Source organism: Patulibacter minatonensis DSM 18081 (assembly GCF_000519325.1).
Lineage (GTDB): Bacteria > Actinomycetota > Thermoleophilia > Solirubrobacterales > Solirubrobacteraceae > Patulibacter > Patulibacter minatonensis.
On record NZ_KI912613.1, the window covers coordinates 1,783,464 to 1,799,697 of the forward strand.

The window sequence follows — 16,234 nt, forward strand, 5'->3', positions numbered from 1 at the left end:
GTCCCACGGGCGTCCCGGGTGGGTGAGCCCGTCGTACGGATCGCCGCGGTCCCCGCGGCCCATCCGTACGTCCGCGCCGTCCGGCCCCCCGAGCACGTCGTCCTCCCGGACCCTCCGGTCGCGGGCGCGCCACCGGGTCAGTGGTGGCCTCCGGCGGTGCTGACCGCGGCGTGGCTGCGCCGCAACGCCGCGTCGTTCGACCTCGTCCACGTGCACTTCGGGACCGAGAACACGCCCGTGCAGGAGCTGCGGGACGTCGTCCTGGCCCTCCGCGAGCTCGGCCGACCGCTGGTCCACACGGTCCACGACCTCGAGCTGCCGCACGCCGCGGACCCCGGGCTCCACCGCGCCCGGACCGCGCTTCTGGTCGACGCGGCGGACGAGCTCCTCACCCTGACCGAGCGCGCCGCCGACGCGGTGCACCGTCGTCACGGCCGGCGCCCCGTCGTCGTCCCGCACCCGCAGCTCGCGGCGGACGCCCAGGTCGTGGCCGCCGACCGCGAGCGGGTGCTGCGGCGTCGCCCGGACGGCCCGCGGGTGGGCGTCCACGTCCGCAGCCTGCGGGCGAACGTCCGGGCCGCCGCGTGGCTCGGCGCGCTCGCGGAGGCGGTGCGCACCCGCGGGGGCACCACGGTGGTGTTCGTCAACGACGACGTGCGCCCCGGGACCGCGGGCGGCGAGGAGCTCGCGGCCCTGACGGCGATCGCGCGACGGTGCCCCGTCGATCTGGTGCAGCGCCGACGTCCCGACGACGACGCGCTCGTGGCGGAGCTCTCGTCGCTCGACGTGTCGGTGCTGCCGTACACCCACGGCACCCACTCCGGGTGGCTCGAGCTGTGCTGGGACCTCGGGATCGGGACGCTGGTGCCCCCGTGCGGAGCCTTCGGCGACCAGCATCCGGGCTCCCCGACGGTGCAGCCGTTCGACCCGGCGCGGCCGAGGACGCTCGGGGACGCGCTGGACCGGCTGCGCGACGCCGGCCCGCCCCTCGATGCCGACCGGCGGCTCGCCGCGCGCCGGGCGGTCCGCGACGAGAACCACGCCGCCCACCGGGCTGCGTACCGTCGCGCGCTCGCGAGGTCTGCCGGCCGGGGCTCCGGCGCGTAGCGCTCCGGCCGGGACGTCGAGGCGGTCAGCGCGACGCCGCGGACCCGCGGAACGGCACGGCGACCGACAGGGGGCCGCGCGGCGAGCCGGTCGTCCGGACCGTCATGCGCAGGGTCCCGCCGCGCGACGCCAGGCGGCGCGACACCGCGGACGTCAGGCGCGGGGTGATCGCCGTCGTGCGCCCGCGGGCGATCGTCGCGCGGACGGGCGCCCCGGCCCGACGGCCGCCGAGCGTCGTGGTCACCGTGACCCGGCAGGCGGTGTCCGAGACGACGGGGCACGACACGCTCAGGCGGGCGCTCCGTCCGTCGCGGGCCGGCGTCGCGTCGGCGATCCGCGCGCGCATGACGGTCACCGGGTCGGGCGCGGGCGCGGTCGCGAGGGGCTTCGGCGGGTCGGCGAGCAGGTTCTGGGTCTGCGTCGGGATCTGGACGCCGCGGTCGACGAGGACGTTGGTGATCGTGCGCAGGACCGTCTGGACGGTGACGCCCAGCGGTGCGGGCAGCCCGTCCTTCAGCACCTGCCCGAGCGCGTCGGACAGCTGCGTGAGCTGCGGCGTGGCGATCGTCGTCACGGCCACCAGCAGGCGGTGGACGGCCGTCCCGTCGACGAGGTCGCCGACCTGGATGCCGGTCAGGCCGGTCAGCAGCTGGCCGAGCGGCCCGGACTGCAGGGTCGCGATCAGCGGGTCGAGGTCGACGAGCACGATCGACGCGGGCACCGCCGCCGGTGACGGCGCGGCGGCGGAGGCCACGGCGGCGGCCGGACCCGCGGCCGCGACGGCGCCCGCGGAGAGGACGGAGACGGCGAGGAGCCCACGGCGGTGGGTCCGGTGACGACGGGGGGACATCGGTGCTCCCGGGGGTTGGAGTGCGCGGACGCGGCGGGGCGGTGGGAGCGCGTTCCCGCGCCCCGGACTCCGACGGGCCGCTGGACGGTATCCGACGCCGGACGTGGGGACCGCGTACACGGACGAATTTCCGACCCGCGGTAGCAACGGGGTGGGTTCGGCCGTCCCGGAGCGCGGAGGTCCGGTCGTCGCAGGCGGGGCGCGGGATCTTCACCGGCGGATGGCACGCCCACGCGGTCCGGAGCGCATAGGCTCGGTCGGGCCTCGTCACCGACCCCGCAGGACGACCCGATGACCGACCTCTGGACCGCCGTCAAGGACCTGCCGCTCATGATCGAGTCGTCGGCGTACGAGGCCCTCGTCCCGCTCGGGCCGGTCGACATGGACGACCTGTCGACCACCCAGCTGTGCCTGCGTGGCCGCGGCGAGGAGGGGGTCGGGGAGCAGGTCGGCATGCCGGAGGCACAGGAGGAGCTGCGCACCAGCGCCTTCCCGCTGACCGGCGAGTGGGGGAGCCTCGAGGCGTTCCTCGACCACCTCGACACGATCGAGATGTGGGCGGAGGAGCCCGAGTTCGCGCTCGCCCGCAACTGGCGCCGGTGGACGTTCGAGTCCGCCGCGCTCGACCTCGCGCTGCGGCAGGCCGCCACGACCTTGGCGGAGGTCCTCGGACGCACGCCGCGGCCGGCCACGTTCGTGACCTCGTTCGGGCTCGGCGACCCACCGGACATCGACAAGGTCGCCGCACGTCGTGCGCGGCACCCGACGGTCGGGTTCAAGCTCGACGTCGCACCGTCGTGGACGCAGGAGATCATGGACCGCGTCGCCGACGTGGAGGGTGTCGCGACGATCGACTTCAAGGGCCAGTACGGCATCGAGGTCGAGGACGAGACGGCGCTGGTGGCGATGTACGAGCGCACGCTCGCGACGTTCCCCGACGCCGTCCTCGAGGACCCCCACGACCTCCCGGCGGTGCTGGAGCTGCTCCGCGGGTCCGAGGGCCGCGTCTCCTACGACGCGCCGATCACGAGCGTGGAGTCGATCGCCGCGACCGCGATCACCCCCCGGATCGTCAACGTCAAGCCGTGCCGCGTCGGGCGCCTGCCGGAGCTGAGCCGGCTGTACGCCCACTGCGAGGCGGAGGGCGTCCGGATGTACAACGGCGGCATGGGCGAGCTCGGCGTCGGACGCGGTCAGGCCCAGCTCCTCGCGGCCCTCTTCCACCCGGACGAGTGGAACGACATCGCGCCGTCGGACTACAACCTCTCCGACCCGCCGGCCGGGCTGCCGGCGAGCCCGCTGGACCCCGCACCGGGGCCAGGGTTCCGGCGGGGGTGATCAGCGGGCACCCGGTCCCGGGATCCCGACGGGGCGGACGTCGTCGTTCGCGCCGGACGGCGCGAGGAGCGGCGGGACGTGTCGTCGCCGCGATCACACCGAGGCGGTCGCGTACAGCACCCCGAAGACCAGCGCCGCCACCGACACCGTCGGGACGACCAGCGCCCCGTGCAGGCGGGCGAGCACCGGCCGGCCGAGCACCCAGGTCCAGCCGAGGGTGAGGAGGGCCATCGAGACCATCGTCGCCGGCGCGAACAGGAGGAGCGCCGCCAACGCCTCGCCGCGCGACGGGAGCAGCGCCAGGAGCAGCAGCGCGACGCCGCCGGTGCCGGCCAGGCCGTGGACGACCCCGACGCCGAAGGCCGTGCGGGGGCGGCGGACGCGACCGCCGTCGTCGTGGGTGCCGTGGGCGGCGGCCCGCCGCGCCGACGCCCACCGCACGAGCGCGAGGACCGCGAGCACGACGATCATCACCCCGACCGCCCGTTCGAGCAGGCCGCCGACGCCCTCGGGGACGTCCGCGCGGAGCAGGATCAGCGGGACCCCGGCGAGCAGGAGGACCGACGCGTGCCCCGCGCCCCAGGCGAGACCGAGGCCGGCGGCGCGGCGGCGGTCGGCCGGGTCCCCCGTCGCCAGCGGCGCCACGGCCGCGAGGTGGTCCGGGTCGGACGCGTGGCGCAGGCCGAGGAGGAGCGCGACGAGGAGGACGACGGGGAACGCGGCGCCGTCGGCGGCGTCGGTGAGCAGGCGATCGAGAGACTCCACGGGCGGTCCTCTGTCGGGTGGGCGCGGGCCGCAGGATCGTACGTCCGGTCCCGCGCCCCGCGTGGTCCCGGACTGTCCAGAACGGACGGCCGATGCCTGTACATCGCGCCACGGCCGCGGCCCGGGCGGCCGTTAGGGTGAGCCCCGGTCCGGTGTTCCGCCGACCACCCCCCGACTCCCGACCTCCTGCCCTCCGCGCCCATGCGTCTCAGCCCCCGTGAGCAGGAGAAGCTGCTCGTCCACGTCGCCGCCGACGTCGCCCGACGACGCAGGGAGCGCGGCCTGCGCCTGAACCACCCGGAGGCGATCGCGCTGATCACCGCCGAGCTCCTCGAGGGCGCCCGCGACGGCCGCACGGTGTCCGAGCTGATGACGCTCGGCAAGCAAGTCCTGACCGCCGCGGAGGTCATGGACGGGGTGCCGGAGATGATCCACGAGGTCCAGGTCGAGGCGACCTTCCCCGACGGCACGAAGCTCGTCACCGTCCACGACCCGATCGTCTGAGGTGCAGCCGTGACCGACCTCGTCCCCGGCGAGATCCTGACCGCGGAGGGCGACGTCCCGCTCCTCCCCGACCGTCCACGGACGACCGTCCGCGTCGTCTCGACGGGCGACCGGCCGATCCAGGTCGGCAGCCACTTCCACCTCTTCGAGGCCAACCCGGCCCTGCGCTTCGACCGCGGCGCCACGTACGGGACACGCCTCGCGATCCCGGCCGGCACCGCCGTCCGCTTCGAGCCGGGCGAGGTCCGCGAGGTCGAGGTCGTCCCGTTCGGCGGGGCCCGGGTGGTGCACGGCTTCCACGGGCTCGTCGAGGGGCCGCTCGACGCACCGGGTGCGCGCGAGGCGGCGCTCGGGCGCCTGGCGGCCGCGGGCTTCCTGGACGACGGGCCCGCCGGCACCACGACCGGGGACCCCGTCGCATGACCGGCCTGTCGCGCCGCCGCTACGCGCGGATGTACGGGCCGACCGTCGGCGACCGCGTGCGGCTCGCCGACACGGCGCTGACGATCCGCGTCGAGGAGGACCTGACGCTCGCGGGCGAGGAGGCCGTCTTCGGTGGCGGCAAGTCGCTGCGCGACGGGATGGGCCAGGGCACGGCGACGTCGGCGTCGGGCGCGTTGGACACGGTGATCACGAACGTCGTGATCGTCGACCACTGGGGGATCGTCAAGGCCGACGTCGGCCTGAAGGACGGCCGGATCCACGGGATCGGCAAGGCCGGCAACCCCGACACCATGGACGGGGTGACGCTGCCCGTCGGGGGCGCGACCGAGGTGATCGCGGGAGAGGGTCGGATCCTCACCGCCGGGGGGATCGACTCCCACATCCACTGGATCTCGCCGCAGCAGGCCGACGAGGCGATCGCGTCGGGGATCACGACGATGATCGGCGGCGGCACCGGCCCGGCGTCGGGGACGAAGGCCACGACCTGCACGCCGGGCGTCTGGCACGTCCATCAGATGCTGCTGCAGACGATGGACCTGCCGGTCAACGTCGGGCTGCTGGGCAAGGGCAACGTCTCCGCGCCGGGGCCGATCGAGGAGCAGGTCCGCGCCGGCGTCTGCGGGCTGAAGCTCCACGAGGACTGGGGGACGACGCCGCAGGCGATCCGCACGTGCCTGACCGTCGCCGACCGGATGGACGTCCAGGTCGCGATCCACACCGACACGCTGAACGAGGCCGGCTTCGTCGAGGACACGCTCGCCGCGATCGACGGCCGCGCGATCCACACGTTCCACACCGAGGGCGCCGGCGGCGGCCACGCGCCCGACATCGTCCGCCTGGCGGGCGAGGCGCACGTGATGCCCTCGTCGACGAACCCGACGCGGCCCTACACGAGGAACACGCTCGAGGAGCACCTCGACATGCTCATGGTCTGCCACCACCTGAGCCGCGAGATCCCCGAGGACGTCGCGTTCGCCGAGTCGCGGATCCGGGGCGAGACGATCGGCGCCGAGGACGTCCTGCACGACCTCGGCGTGCTCTCGATGATGAGCTCCGACTCGCAGGCGATGGGGCGCGTCGGCGAGGTCTGGACCCGCAACTGGCAGACCGCCCACAAGATGCGCGTGCAGCGCGGGCCGCTCGGCGAGGACACGGACGGGGGCGGCGACAACGAGCGCGTCAAGCGCTACGTCGCGAAGGTCACGATCAACCCCGCGATCACGCACGGGATGGCCTCCGAGATCGGCTCGGTCGAGGCGGGCAAGCTCGCCGACCTCGTCCTGTGGGAGCCCGCGTTCTTCGGCGTCAAGCCCGAGCTCGTGCTCAAGGGCGGCTCGATCTCGTGGGCGCAGATGGGCGACCCGAACGCGTCGATCCCGACGCCGGAGCCGGTGATGATGCGCCCGATGTTCGGCGCGCTCGGCCGCGGCCCGCGCGAGACCGGCGTGACGTTCCTGTCGCAGGCCGCGATCGACGAGGGCGTGCCCGCGGCGATCGGCCTGGACCGCCGCGTCGTCGCCGTCTCGGGCACCCGGACCGTCGGGAAGAAGGACATGATCCACAACGGCGAGACGCCGGACATCCGGGTCGACCCGGAGACCTACGTGGTGACCGTCGACGGCGAGCGTGCGTACAGCGAGCCGGCCGAGTCGCTGCCGATGACGCAGCGCTACTTCCTCTTCTAGATGGACGGTCCCACGATCCCGGCGACGCGCCAGTGACCGCGCAGACCCGTCTCCTGCAGCTCGCCGACAGCGCGTTCCCGACGGGGGCGTTCGCGCACTCGCTGGGCCTCGAGGCCGAGCACGCCGCCGGGGGCCTGCGGGACGAGCACGACCTCGAGCGACTGCTCGTGCGCCAGCTCGGCGGCCTCGCGACCGGCGACCTCGTGGCCGTGCGGGCGGCGCACGGCCACGCCGCCGTCCCCGACCTCGGCGCGCTGGTCCTGCTCGACCACGAGGTGGACGCCACGCGCCCGACGCGGGAGACCCGGGAGGCGTCGCGCGCAACCGGCGAGCGGTTCCTCCTCGCCGCGGCCGGCCTGCTGGACGACGCGGTCCTCTCCGCGCTCGCCGCGGCGGTCCGCGCCCGCGAGTCGCCGGGCACCCTGCCGGTCGCGTGGGGCGTCGCATGCGCCGGCCTGCTCCTCGACGCCCCGGACGCGGTGCGGTCGCACGCCTTCACCGCGCTCTCGGCGCTCGCCGCCGCCGGCCAGCGGCTCGTGCCGCTCGGGGGCGTCGCCACGCAGCGCGCCCTCTGGAGCGCCGCCGCCGCGATCGACGACGCCGTCCGCACGAGCGGCACGGTCGACCCGTCCGAGCTCTGCTCGTTCGTCCCCGAGCTCGACGTCCGCTCCGCCCAGCACGAGCGCCAACGCGTCCGCCTCTTCATCTCCTGACCCGACCGAGGATCGCCATGCACGACCCGAGCCAGATGCAGTTCGCCGCCTATCCCGTCCGCCGCAACGGGACGACGATGCGGATCGGCGTGGGCGGTCCCGTCGGCTCCGGCAAGACCGCGCTGGTCACCGAGCTCTGCCGCCGGCTCGCCGGACGCTTCCCGATCTGCGTCGTCACGAACGACATCTACACGCGGGAGGACGCCGAGGCGCTGCTGCGCGCCGAGGTGCTCGAGGCCGAGCGGATCGTCGGCGTCGAGACCGGCGGCTGTCCGCACACCGCGATCCGCGACGACATCTCGATGAACGCCCGCGCGATCGAGGACCTCGAGGACCGCTTCCCCGACACGAAGCTCGTGCTGGTGGAGTCCGGCGGCGACAACCTGGCCGCGAACTTCAGTCCCGAGCTCGTCGACTGCGCGATCTACGTCATCGACGTGGCCGGCGGGGACGACGTCCCCCGCAAGGGCGGGCCCGGGCTGACGCGGTCGGAGCTCCTCGTGATCAACAAGGTCGACCTGGCGCCGCTGGTCGGCTCCGACGTCCCGATGATGGTCCGCGACGCCGACGCCCTGCGCGCGGGCGCCCCGACGCTCGCGGTCTCGGTGATGCACGGGGACGGGTTCGACGACGTCGTCGACTGGGTGATCGGCGTCGCCGAGCGCGGCGAGTGGACGGCGGCGACGTCGACCGCGCGCGAGGACCACCACCACCGGGCGCCGGACGACGGGCCGGCCCCGGCCGCCCACCGCGCGGCCCGGTCCGCGGACCACGCGCACGACCACGGACACGGTCATTCGCACGATCACGCCTGACGACCGGCCCGTCGCCGGGCCGGTCGACGGTGCGGTCACGGAGCGGCGACGATCGGCGGGGCCGGCGTCGCCGACCCACCGCCATGGTCGCCTCGCGATCGCGCTGGCCCGGCGCGGCGACCGCACGGTCGTCGCGGACCAGGACGTCGTGTTCCCGTCCGGGACGGTGCGGATCACCGACGTCGACGGCCACGGGGTGGGCGAGCTGCAGCTCACGAACCCGTCGGGCGGGCTCCTCGCCGGGGACCGCATGGAGACCGTGCTCGACGCCGGCCCGGGCGTCCGGGCGTCGGTCGTCACCCAGGGCGCGAACCGCGTCTGCGGCACCGCCCCGGGGCTCGCGCCCGAGACGACCGTCCTCGACGGCGCGCTGACCGTGCGCGAGGGGGCCGCGGTCGAGTGGGCGCCCCACCACCTCGTCCCGTACGCCCGGGCCGACGTCCACCAGCGGACGACGGTCGACGTCGCGCCCGACGCCGGCCTGCTGCTCTGGGAGGGCCTCGCCTGCGGGCGCAGCGGCCGCGGCGAGCGCTTCGCGTGGGCGCGGGTCGACACCCGCCTGCGGATCGTCCGCGACGGCCGGCCGCTGCTGCTCGACGGTGCGGTCCTCGGACCCGGTGGCGAGCCGTTCGACGGCGCCGACCTCGTGGCCACGCTGGTCGTCGTGCTGCCGGAGGGCGGCGTCGCCACGATCGCACCGCAGCGCACCTGCACGTCCGCTCCGGCACCCGCCACCACGACCGCCCCGGCGCTCGCGGGTGCGGCCCACGCGGCGCTGCAGCGCGTCCCGGGGGCCCTGGCCGGCGCCTCCGCGCCCGACGACCACCTCCTCGTCGCCCGGGTCCTGGCCCGCGACGCGGTCGCGCTCTACGCGGCGCTCGACGCCGTCCGGCGGATCGCCCGCCCCGCGATCGGCCTGGGCCCCGCGGGTCGGGTCGTCACCTGACCGGCGCGCCGGACGCTCACCCGACCCTTCGGCCGCAGTTCGGCCGCAGGAGGACGCTGATGCGCTCGGAGAATCGACCCGGCTCCTCGCGCCGGGTCAGCAGCTCGCCCGCCAGGGCCCGCGCATCGAGACGCGCCTTCCGCGCCGCCGGGAGATCGCCGTGCATCGCGCAACGACGCGCCTTCGCGCGCATCGCCCTGCAGCGCGCCTCGTGCACCGGCACGACCCTGGTCCTCGGAGGTGCCAACAGCCCCATCATCGCGCCGGTCCTCAGCTCGTGGCGTCGGCGGTCTGGTGGGCGATCTTGGTCATCTCGTCGGTGTCGACGAGCTTGACGCGGGGCCGGCCCTGGGGTTCGCCAAGGGCCCGTTCGTGGGCGTCGATGCGCTGCCAGCCCGGGTAGTCGACGTGGTCGGGGACCCGCTCGGCGATCAGGTCGGCGATGTCGCTCTGGTCGGTGGGGGTCGGGAGCTTGCCGGCCTGGTGGTCGGCGGCGAGTTCGGCGATCGTGTCGTTGGCGCACTTCTTGTTCGTGCCGATGATCCCGGAGGGGCCGCGTTTGATCCAGCCGGCGGTGTAGAGGCCGGGGATCGGGTCGCCGGTCTGCAGGTCGATGACGCGGCCGTCGAGGTTGTTGATCGTGGCGCGCTGCTCGTCGAACGGCACCCCGGGGAGGGGCCGGCCGCGGTAGCCGATGGAGCGCAGGACGAGGCCGGTCTGGATCGTCTCGGTCTCGGTGGTGGGGCGGGCGGAGAGCCAGCCGTCGTCGTCGGCGACGAGTTCGTTCTTGACCAGCTCGATGCCCTCCACGCGGTCGGTGCCGATGAGCTTCACGGGGGAGGCGAGGAAGCGGAGGATCACACGGCGCTTCTTGCCCGTGGGGGTGCGGGTGGAGTATTCGGTGGCGATGTCGACGTTCTTCTGCTCGCGGGCGTCGGCGCCGTCGCGGTTCAGCCAGTTCTTGGAGCCCTCGTCGAGGTCGACGTCCTCCGGGGACACGATGATGTCGGCGTCCTCGAGCTCGCCGAGCTCGCGGAGCTCGGGGTTGGTGAACGCTGCTTGCGCGAGACCACGGCGACCGATCACGACGATCTCCTCGATCTCGGATTCCGCGAGTGCCTGGATGGCGTGGTCGGCGGTGTCGGTCACGGCCAGCTCGCCGGGGGTGAGGGCGAGCATGCGGGCGACGTCGACGGCGACGTTGCCGTTGCCGATCACGACCGCGCGCTTCGAACTGAGGTCGAAGGTGAGGTCCTTGGCGTCGGGGTGGCCGTTGTACCAGGCGACGAAGTCGGTGGCCGCGACCGATCCGGGGAGGTCCTCGCCGGGGATCCCGAGACGTCGGTCGTGCGACGCGCCGGTGGTGTAGATCACGGCGTCGTAGCGGGCAGTGAGCTCGTCGTGCTGGACGTCCTGGCCGATCTCGACACCACCGAAGTAGCGGAAGCCGTCCTTGGCCGCGACCTTGTCGTAGACCTTGATGACGGACTTGATCTTCGGGTGGTCCGGCGCGACGCCGAACCGCACGAGGCCGTAGGGGGTCGGGAGGCGGTCGAAGAGGTCGACCCGGACCTCACCCTCGATCGCCTTGCCCGACAACAGCTGCGCGGCGGCGTAGAACCCCGCCGGACCGGCACCGATCACGGCGAACTTCAAAGGACGGGCGCCCGATCCGTCGGTGCCCCGGTCGACCGAACCCTCCTGGGGCACGACTCAGCCCGCCAGCGGCGTCGACGCGGTCAGCAGTCCGGTGAGTCGTCCGCGGATGAGTTCGTCGGCTTCGGCGATCATGCGTTCGACGAGTTCGGCGCAGGTGGGGATGTCGTTGATGATGCCTTGGACGAGGCCGACGGACCAGACGCCGCGCTCGGGGTCGCCCTGTTCGTAGACCTCGCGGCCCCTGCTGCCGGCGACGAGGGCCTGGACGTCCTTGAACTCGCCGCCCTTGTTGAGGATGTCGACGACCTCGCGCGACACGGTGTTGGACGCGACGCGGGCGGTGTTCTTGAGCGGCCGGAACATCAGTTCGGTGTCGCGTTCGGTGTTCTGGACGATCTGCTGTTTGACGTTGTCGTGGATCGGCGCCTCGACGGTCGCGAGGAACCGGGAGCCCATGTTCACGGCGTCGGCGCCGAGGGCGAGGGCGGCGACGAGGCCGCGGGCGTCGCCGATGCCGCCGGAGGCGATCATCGGGATCGTCAGCTGGTCCGCGGCGGCGGGGAGGAGGACGAGGTTGGGGACGTCGTCCTCGCCGGGGTGTCCGGCGCATTCGAACCCGTCGACGGAGACGGCGTCGACGCCGAGCTGCTCGGCCTTGACGGCGTGGCGGACGGAGGTGGCTTTGTGGATGACCTTGATGCCGTGGGGCTGGAAGTCCTCGAGGTGTTCCTTGGGGTTGGAGCCGGCGGTCTCGACGATCGTGATGCCGGCCTCGATGATCGCCCGGCGGTACTCCGCATAGGGGGGCGGCGTGATCGCGGGGAGGATCGTGAGGTTGACCCCGAACGGCTTGTCGGTCAGCTCGCGGGTCCGCGCGATCTCCTTCGTCAGCTCCTCGGGGGTCGGCTGCGTGAGCGCGGTGAGCATCCCGAGGGCGCCGGCGTTGGCGACCGCGGCGACGAGGGGTGCGCGGCCGACCCACTGCATGCCGCCCTGCACGATCGGGTGCTCGATCCCGAACGTCTCCGTGAACCTGGTCCTCATGAGTGTGCCACCGCGTGTCGGAGGTCGACGAACGATCGACATGATCGTTCACTAGATCGCGCCACGCTAGCGCACCGATAGCGCCCCATCCAGCAATGCCCGAGACCGAGAAATGCCCACCCGGTGCTCCCTCGTAGCTAACGTACGGTTCGTAGCGTCGCGCGCCCGCGGGTGTGATGGCGTTCCCCGATCCGCGGCGAGCCGGCCCGGATCGACGAACCCGCGTCGAGGACGATCGCCATGACGAAGACCGTCAACACCTACTGCCGCATCTGCGTCGCGACCTGTGGCCTGAACGTCACCGTCGACGAGGAGACCAACGCGGTCCTCGACATCGAACCCGATCGCGAGAACCCGTACACGTGGCGGGACTTCTGCCGGAAGGGCAAGACCGCGAACGAGGTCGCCACGCATCCGCAGCGGATCACGACCCCGATGCGCCGCGTCGGGGACCGCTACGTGCCGGCCACCTACGAGGAGGCGACGGCGGACATCGCCGCGCGGCTCAACGCGATCATCGAACGCGACGGTCCGGACGCGGTCGGGAGCTACAACGGCAACCCGATGGGGTTCACGTTCTCCATCACCGCCTGGTGGACGGGGCTGCTCGACGCGATCGGCACCGGCAACCGGTTCTGGGTCGGTTCGATCGACCAGAACAACGCGCACGTCGTGGCCGAGCACCTCTACGGCAACGAGCTGGTCTCGCTGGTGCCGGACATCGACCACTGCGGGTTCTTCCTCTTCGTCGGGATGGACCCGGCGACCAGCAAGTTCAACTGGATGGAGAACAACCCGTCCGGCTGGAACCGCGTGCTCGAGAAGCAGCGCGCCGGCGCGACCGTCGTGGTCGTCGACCCCCGACGCTCCGTGAGCGCCGAGACCGCGGACCAGCACCTCGCGGTCCTCCCCGGCGGCGACTGGGCGCTGCTGCTCTCACTCGTGAAGGTGATCCTCGAGGAGCGGCTCGAGCGCCCGGCCGACAACCTCCCGCTCACGGGCCTGGAGGACGCGCGGCGCTTCGTCGGGGAGTTCGACGGCGAGCAGCTCGCGACGCTGGCCGGCGTCGAGCGCGAGGTGCTCGCGGACCTCGCTCGCCGGTTCGCCGCCGCGCCCACCGCGATGTGCGTGACCCACACGGGCGTCTCGATGAACGAGCACGGCACGATCGGCGAATGGCTCAGCCACACGCTGAACCTCATCACCGGCCGGATCGACAACCCCGGCGGCCGCCGCTTCGAGCGTGGCTTCGTCGACATCGCCCTCGTGATGAAGATGTTCGCCCCTGCGGCCGAGCACCACACCCGCCTGCGAGGCAACCCGACGATCGCGGGCTTCCACTCGATCGCCGAGCTGCCCGACGAGATCACGACCGCCGGCAAGGGCCAGATCCGCGGGTTCCTGATGGCCTTCGGCAACCCCGTCGTCTCGGGGCCCGACGGCCAGGCGCTCGACGACGCGCTCCAGGACCTCGACCTCCTGGTCGCGATCGACCTCGTCCAGCGGGAGAGCCACCGGCACGCCGACTGGCTGATCCCCGGGACCCACTGGCTCGAGCGCGAGGACCTGCACCCGCTCTTCGCGAACCTGCAGGAACGCCCGTACGTCAACTACGCCGAGAAGGCGATCGACCCGCCCGCCGGGGTCAAGGAGGAGTGGGAGTTCTTCGCGGACCTCGCGTTGGCGATGGACCGCAACCTCTTCGGCAAGCCCGGCGTCAACCGCATCATCCGGGCGTCCCGCCGACTCGCGAAGCTCACCGGCCGCCCGAAGCTCGCGATGAACCCCGAGTGGGTCCAGCGCCTCATGGTCCGGATCGGCCGCCGCATCCGCTGGAAGGACATCAAGGCCCACCCGCACGGCTGGATCTTCGGGGAGCCCGAGTACGGCGACCTCGCCGGCATCCTGGCGACCGACGACAAGCGCGTGCAGCTGGCGCCCCGCGCGTTCCTCGACGCGACCCGGGAGGCCGTCGCCGCACCGCCGGTGACCGGCGACGAGTTCCCGTTGCTCCTCACCACCAAGCGGATCCGCGAGGCGATGAACTCGTGGCTCAACGAGTCCGACGGGCTCTTCCGGCCGGAGCGCACCAACGTCCTCGAGATGAACGGTTCGGACGCGGCGGCGCTGGGCGTCCGCGACGGCGATCTGGTCCGGGTGCGGTCCGCGACCGGGAAGATCGAGCTCCGGGCCAGGCTCAGCGACGTCATGCGCCCTGGGACGGTCTGCGCACCACACGGATGGGGCAGCCGCATCTTCGATCCCGCGGGCACCGCCCCGCCGCGGAGCTACGGGACGAACCGGAACCTGCTGGTCTCCAACACGCGGCTCGACCGGTTCTCGCAGACCCCGGCGCTCAACTCGACCGCCGTCTCCGTCGAGCTCGCCACGGATCGCCTCCCCGACCGTCAGGTCGAGGTCGAGGGTCGGTCGGACGACATCCGATCGTCCGTGAGATCCGTGAACGCTTAGTCCGTAAGCGATCGAAATCGCCCTTTTGAGCGAGGTTTCGGTCGGCAGAGACGTTGATAACGGCGGGTCACACCCGGTCGGGGGTCGCGTACCCCCAGCCAGGGGTGGCGCGCAACTCCTCTGGCCGGATAGACCAGTGGTATGGCACGAACAGCGCTCCCACCGAGGGAGGAACGGGAGCCAGCTCCCCGCCTCACCGACCAGTTCGTCGGCACGGGGACCTACGAGCGGCTCGAGTCCGCCGGGCAGATGGGCGCGCTGGGTCTGCGCGTGATCTCCCTCGCCGTCCGCCCGCCGTTCACCTGGTGGCGCGAGGCGGTGCTGCAGGCGTCGATCGCCGTCCGGCGCTCGATCGTCCCGCTGACGCTGTCGCACATGGCGTTCCTGTTCGGGTTCCTGATCATCCTCTTCGGGGAGATCCTCTCGATCATCGGCGTCTCCGAACGCGAGGCGACCGCCACCTTCCTCTTCTGGAGCCGCGAGATCGGCACCTGGATCACGTCGATGATCTTCGCCGGCATCGTCGGCGCCGCGATCACCGCCGACCTCGGCGCCCGCCGCATCCGCGAGGAGCTGGACGCCCTGGCCGTCCTCGGCGTCGACCAGGTCCGCTCGCTGGTCGTGCCGCGGGTCATCGCGTGCACGGTCATGACCCCGGTCCTCGTGCTCGTCTCGATCACGATGGTCAACGCCGTCAACTACATCGCCTACCCGCCGATGGTCGGCCCGTCGCCCGGCGTGGTCAAGGACGTCGTCGCGCAGGCCGTCCTGCCGCTGGACCTGCTGTTCCCCGTCCTCGTCAAGAACCTGCTCATCGGCTTCGTGATGGGCGTCGTCGCCTGCCACAAGGGCCTCACCTGCAAGCTCGGCACCGAAGGGGTCGGCCGCGCGGTCAACCAGACGGTCCTGATCTCGTTCTTCGCCTGCTGGATGATCAACAGCTTCTTCAACCTGACCTACCTGAGCCTCTACCCCGACGCCGCCGCGGTGCGCGGCTAGGAGCCCGGTCATGGCTGTCGGAACAACACCCACAGGCCGCGGGCTCGCGGATCGTCAGGGCCCGCAGCCCGGCGAGGACACGCCGCAGGTGGCGCCGCCCTCCGCGCGGAACGACGGCGCCTTCGTCGGCGGGATCCGTGAGCTCGGCGAGCTCATGATCATGATCGGCCAGGCGCTCCGCGCCCTCGTCTTCACCCCGCGGTACCTGTCCGAGATCCTGCGCTCGGCCTCGTCGATCATCCGCCGGACGTCGCTGCTCATGTTCGTCATGAACGGCTTCCTCGGGATGAGCATCGTCAACGCGGCGTACTTCTTCCTCCGCGGTATCGGCGCCAGCGACTTCCTCGGCACCATCAGCGGCTACGCCGTGCCGCGCATCCTCGCGGTCCTCATGTTCGGCTACGTCTTCACCGCGGCCGTCTGCTGCGCGATCGCGGCCGAGATCGGCGCGATGAAGATCAACCAGGAGGTCGACGCCTACGAGTCCACCGGCGTCGATCCGCTGCGCTACCTCGTCGGCACGCGGTTCATCGGCGTCCTGATCTTCCTGCCGCTCGGCGCGCTGCTCGCGCTGCTCGGCGAGCTCGCCGGCACCTACCTCAACTCGGTGATCGTGCTGAAGGGCATCGGTGGCGCGCAGCTCCTGGACCTCCACTGGAGCGTCCAGACGGTGAGCGACCAGCTCTACGCCTTCTTCACGATGGCGGCGATCGCGACCACGACCACGTTCGTCGCGTGCTTCTACGGACTCCGCACGCGCGGCGGCCCGGCAGCGGTCGGCGAGGCGGTCGCGCGCTCGCTCCTCGTGAACCTCGTGATCGTCCACGTCGTCGCCGCCGCGTTCGCCGTCCTCTACTACAGCGGCAATCTCGCCCTGCCGATCGGAGGCTGAC

The 16,234-nt window shown here is 72.8% G+C and carries 16 protein-coding genes; 11 read left to right on the top strand and 5 right to left on the bottom strand.

Annotated elements, in window-relative coordinates; genetic code table 11:
- Nucleotides 1-18: 18 nt before the first annotated feature.
- Nucleotides 19-1,107: a glycosyltransferase family 4 protein gene (locus PATMI_RS28395; RefSeq protein ID WP_036725486.1), complete on the top strand. Its 1,089-nt coding sequence runs from the start codon at nt 19-21 to the stop codon at nt 1,105-1,107.
- A gap of 25 nt (nt 1,108-1,132) precedes the next feature.
- Here PATMI_RS28395 and PATMI_RS0108125 read toward each other — a convergent pair whose 3' ends face one another.
- Nucleotides 1,133-1,957, bottom strand: coding sequence for a hypothetical protein (locus PATMI_RS0108125; protein ID WP_026910531.1), 825 nt, complete (start codon nt 1,955-1,957; stop codon nt 1,133-1,135).
- 291 nt (nt 1,958-2,248) lie between these two features.
- Here PATMI_RS0108125 and PATMI_RS0108130 point away from each other — a divergent pair, with 291 nt between their 5' ends.
- Nucleotides 2,249-3,295 carry an enolase-like domain-containing protein gene (locus tag PATMI_RS0108130; RefSeq protein ID WP_026910532.1) on the top strand — a complete coding sequence of 349 codons (1,047 nt, stop codon included), beginning with the start codon at nt 2,249-2,251 and terminating at the stop codon, nt 3,293-3,295.
- 93 nt (nt 3,296-3,388) lie between these two features.
- Here PATMI_RS0108130 and PATMI_RS0108135 read toward each other — a convergent pair whose 3' ends face one another.
- Entirely contained in the window at nt 3,389-4,060 is a 672-nt protein-coding gene (locus PATMI_RS0108135; RefSeq protein ID WP_026910533.1) for a hypothetical protein, read from the bottom strand.
- Nucleotides 4,061-4,261: 201 nt separating this feature from the next.
- Between PATMI_RS0108135 and PATMI_RS0108140 the strand changes: the two genes are divergently transcribed.
- The 6 genes from PATMI_RS0108140 (at nt 4,262) to PATMI_RS0108165 (ending at nt 9,167) form a co-directional block, all read left to right on the top strand.
- Nucleotides 4,262-4,564, top strand: a complete 303-nt coding sequence (locus PATMI_RS0108140) for an urease subunit gamma (protein WP_026910534.1) — start codon at nt 4,262-4,264, stop codon at nt 4,562-4,564.
- 9 nt (nt 4,565-4,573) lie between these two features.
- Nucleotides 4,574-4,987, top strand: a complete 414-nt coding sequence (locus PATMI_RS28400) for an urease subunit beta (RefSeq protein ID WP_051471209.1) — start codon at nt 4,574-4,576, stop codon at nt 4,985-4,987.
- On the top strand, nt 4,984-6,693 hold the full coding sequence (gene ureC / locus PATMI_RS0108150) for an urease subunit alpha (RefSeq protein WP_026910535.1): 1,710 nt from the start codon (nt 4,984-4,986) through the stop codon (nt 6,691-6,693). Before PATMI_RS28400 ends, ureC begins: the two co-directional genes overlap by 4 nt.
- Nucleotides 6,694-6,725: 32 nt before the next feature.
- Nucleotides 6,726-7,406 carry an urease accessory protein UreF gene (locus PATMI_RS0108155; RefSeq protein WP_026910536.1) on the top strand — a complete coding sequence of 227 codons (681 nt, stop codon included), beginning with the start codon at nt 6,726-6,728 and terminating at the stop codon, nt 7,404-7,406.
- Between the two features lie 17 nt (nt 7,407-7,423).
- Nucleotides 7,424-8,221 carry an urease accessory protein UreG gene (ureG, locus tag PATMI_RS28405; protein ID WP_084269785.1) on the top strand — a complete coding sequence of 266 codons (798 nt, stop codon included), beginning with the start codon at nt 7,424-7,426 and terminating at the stop codon, nt 8,219-8,221.
- A gap of 148 nt (nt 8,222-8,369) precedes the next feature.
- Entirely contained in the window at nt 8,370-9,167 is a 798-nt protein-coding gene (locus tag PATMI_RS0108165) for an urease accessory protein UreD (RefSeq protein WP_026910537.1), read from the top strand.
- 16 nt (nt 9,168-9,183) lie between these two features.
- On the opposite strand, the gene PATMI_RS0108170 is transcribed toward PATMI_RS0108165, so the two are convergent.
- Genes PATMI_RS0108170 through PATMI_RS0108180 form a run of 3 tightly spaced genes read right to left on the bottom strand, consistent with a single transcriptional unit; the run spans nt 9,184 to nt 11,870 of the window.
- Nucleotides 9,184-9,390: a hypothetical protein gene (locus PATMI_RS0108170; protein WP_157260674.1), complete on the bottom strand. Its 207-nt coding sequence runs from the start codon at nt 9,388-9,390 to the stop codon at nt 9,184-9,186.
- Between the two features lie 47 nt (nt 9,391-9,437).
- Entirely contained in the window at nt 9,438-10,823 is a 1,386-nt protein-coding gene (locus PATMI_RS0108175; RefSeq protein ID WP_026910539.1) for an FAD-dependent oxidoreductase, read from the bottom strand.
- A 57-nt stretch (nt 10,824-10,880) separates the two neighbouring features.
- Entirely contained in the window at nt 10,881-11,870 is a 990-nt protein-coding gene (locus PATMI_RS0108180) for an NAD(P)H-dependent flavin oxidoreductase (protein ID WP_026910540.1), read from the bottom strand.
- A gap of 240 nt (nt 11,871-12,110) precedes the next feature.
- Here PATMI_RS0108180 and PATMI_RS28410 point away from each other — a divergent pair, with 240 nt between their 5' ends.
- From PATMI_RS28410 to PATMI_RS0108195, 3 genes are all read left to right on the top strand, one after another.
- Nucleotides 12,111-14,342, top strand: a complete 2,232-nt coding sequence (locus PATMI_RS28410; protein ID WP_084269786.1) for a molybdopterin-containing oxidoreductase family protein — start codon at nt 12,111-12,113, stop codon at nt 14,340-14,342.
- Between the two features lie 141 nt (nt 14,343-14,483).
- Complete coding sequence (locus tag PATMI_RS28415; protein ID WP_084269787.1) at nt 14,484-15,341, top strand: MlaE family ABC transporter permease; 858 nt, start codon at nt 14,484-14,486, stop codon at nt 15,339-15,341.
- Between the two features lie 10 nt (nt 15,342-15,351).
- Nucleotides 15,352-16,233 (top strand): MlaE family ABC transporter permease, encoded by an 882-nt coding sequence (locus PATMI_RS0108195; protein ID WP_084269788.1) that lies wholly within the window; start codon nt 15,352-15,354, stop codon nt 16,231-16,233.
- Nucleotide 16,234: the final 1 nt, after the last annotated feature.

Coding starts and splice junctions, on each gene's coding strand:
- PATMI_RS0108125 (WP_026910531.1), bottom strand. CDS start 1,957: ATGTCCCCCCGTCGTCACCGGACCCACCGCCGTGGGCTCCTCGCCGTC.
- PATMI_RS0108130 (WP_026910532.1), top strand. CDS start 2,249: ATGACCGACCTCTGGACCGCCGTCAAGGACCTGCCGCTCATGATCGAG.
- PATMI_RS0108140 (WP_026910534.1), top strand. CDS start 4,262: ATGCGTCTCAGCCCCCGTGAGCAGGAGAAGCTGCTCGTCCACGTCGCC.
- ureC (WP_026910535.1), top strand. CDS start 4,984: ATGACCGGCCTGTCGCGCCGCCGCTACGCGCGGATGTACGGGCCGACC.
- ureG (WP_084269785.1), top strand. CDS start 7,424: ATGCACGACCCGAGCCAGATGCAGTTCGCCGCCTATCCCGTCCGCCGC.
- PATMI_RS0108180 (WP_026910540.1), bottom strand. CDS start 11,870: ATGAGGACCAGGTTCACGGAGACGTTCGGGATCGAGCACCCGATCGTG.
- PATMI_RS28410 (WP_084269786.1), top strand. CDS start 12,111: ATGACGAAGACCGTCAACACCTACTGCCGCATCTGCGTCGCGACCTGT.
- PATMI_RS28415 (WP_084269787.1), top strand. CDS start 14,484: ATGGCACGAACAGCGCTCCCACCGAGGGAGGAACGGGAGCCAGCTCCC.
- PATMI_RS0108195 (WP_084269788.1), top strand. CDS start 15,352: ATGGCTGTCGGAACAACACCCACAGGCCGCGGGCTCGCGGATCGTCAG.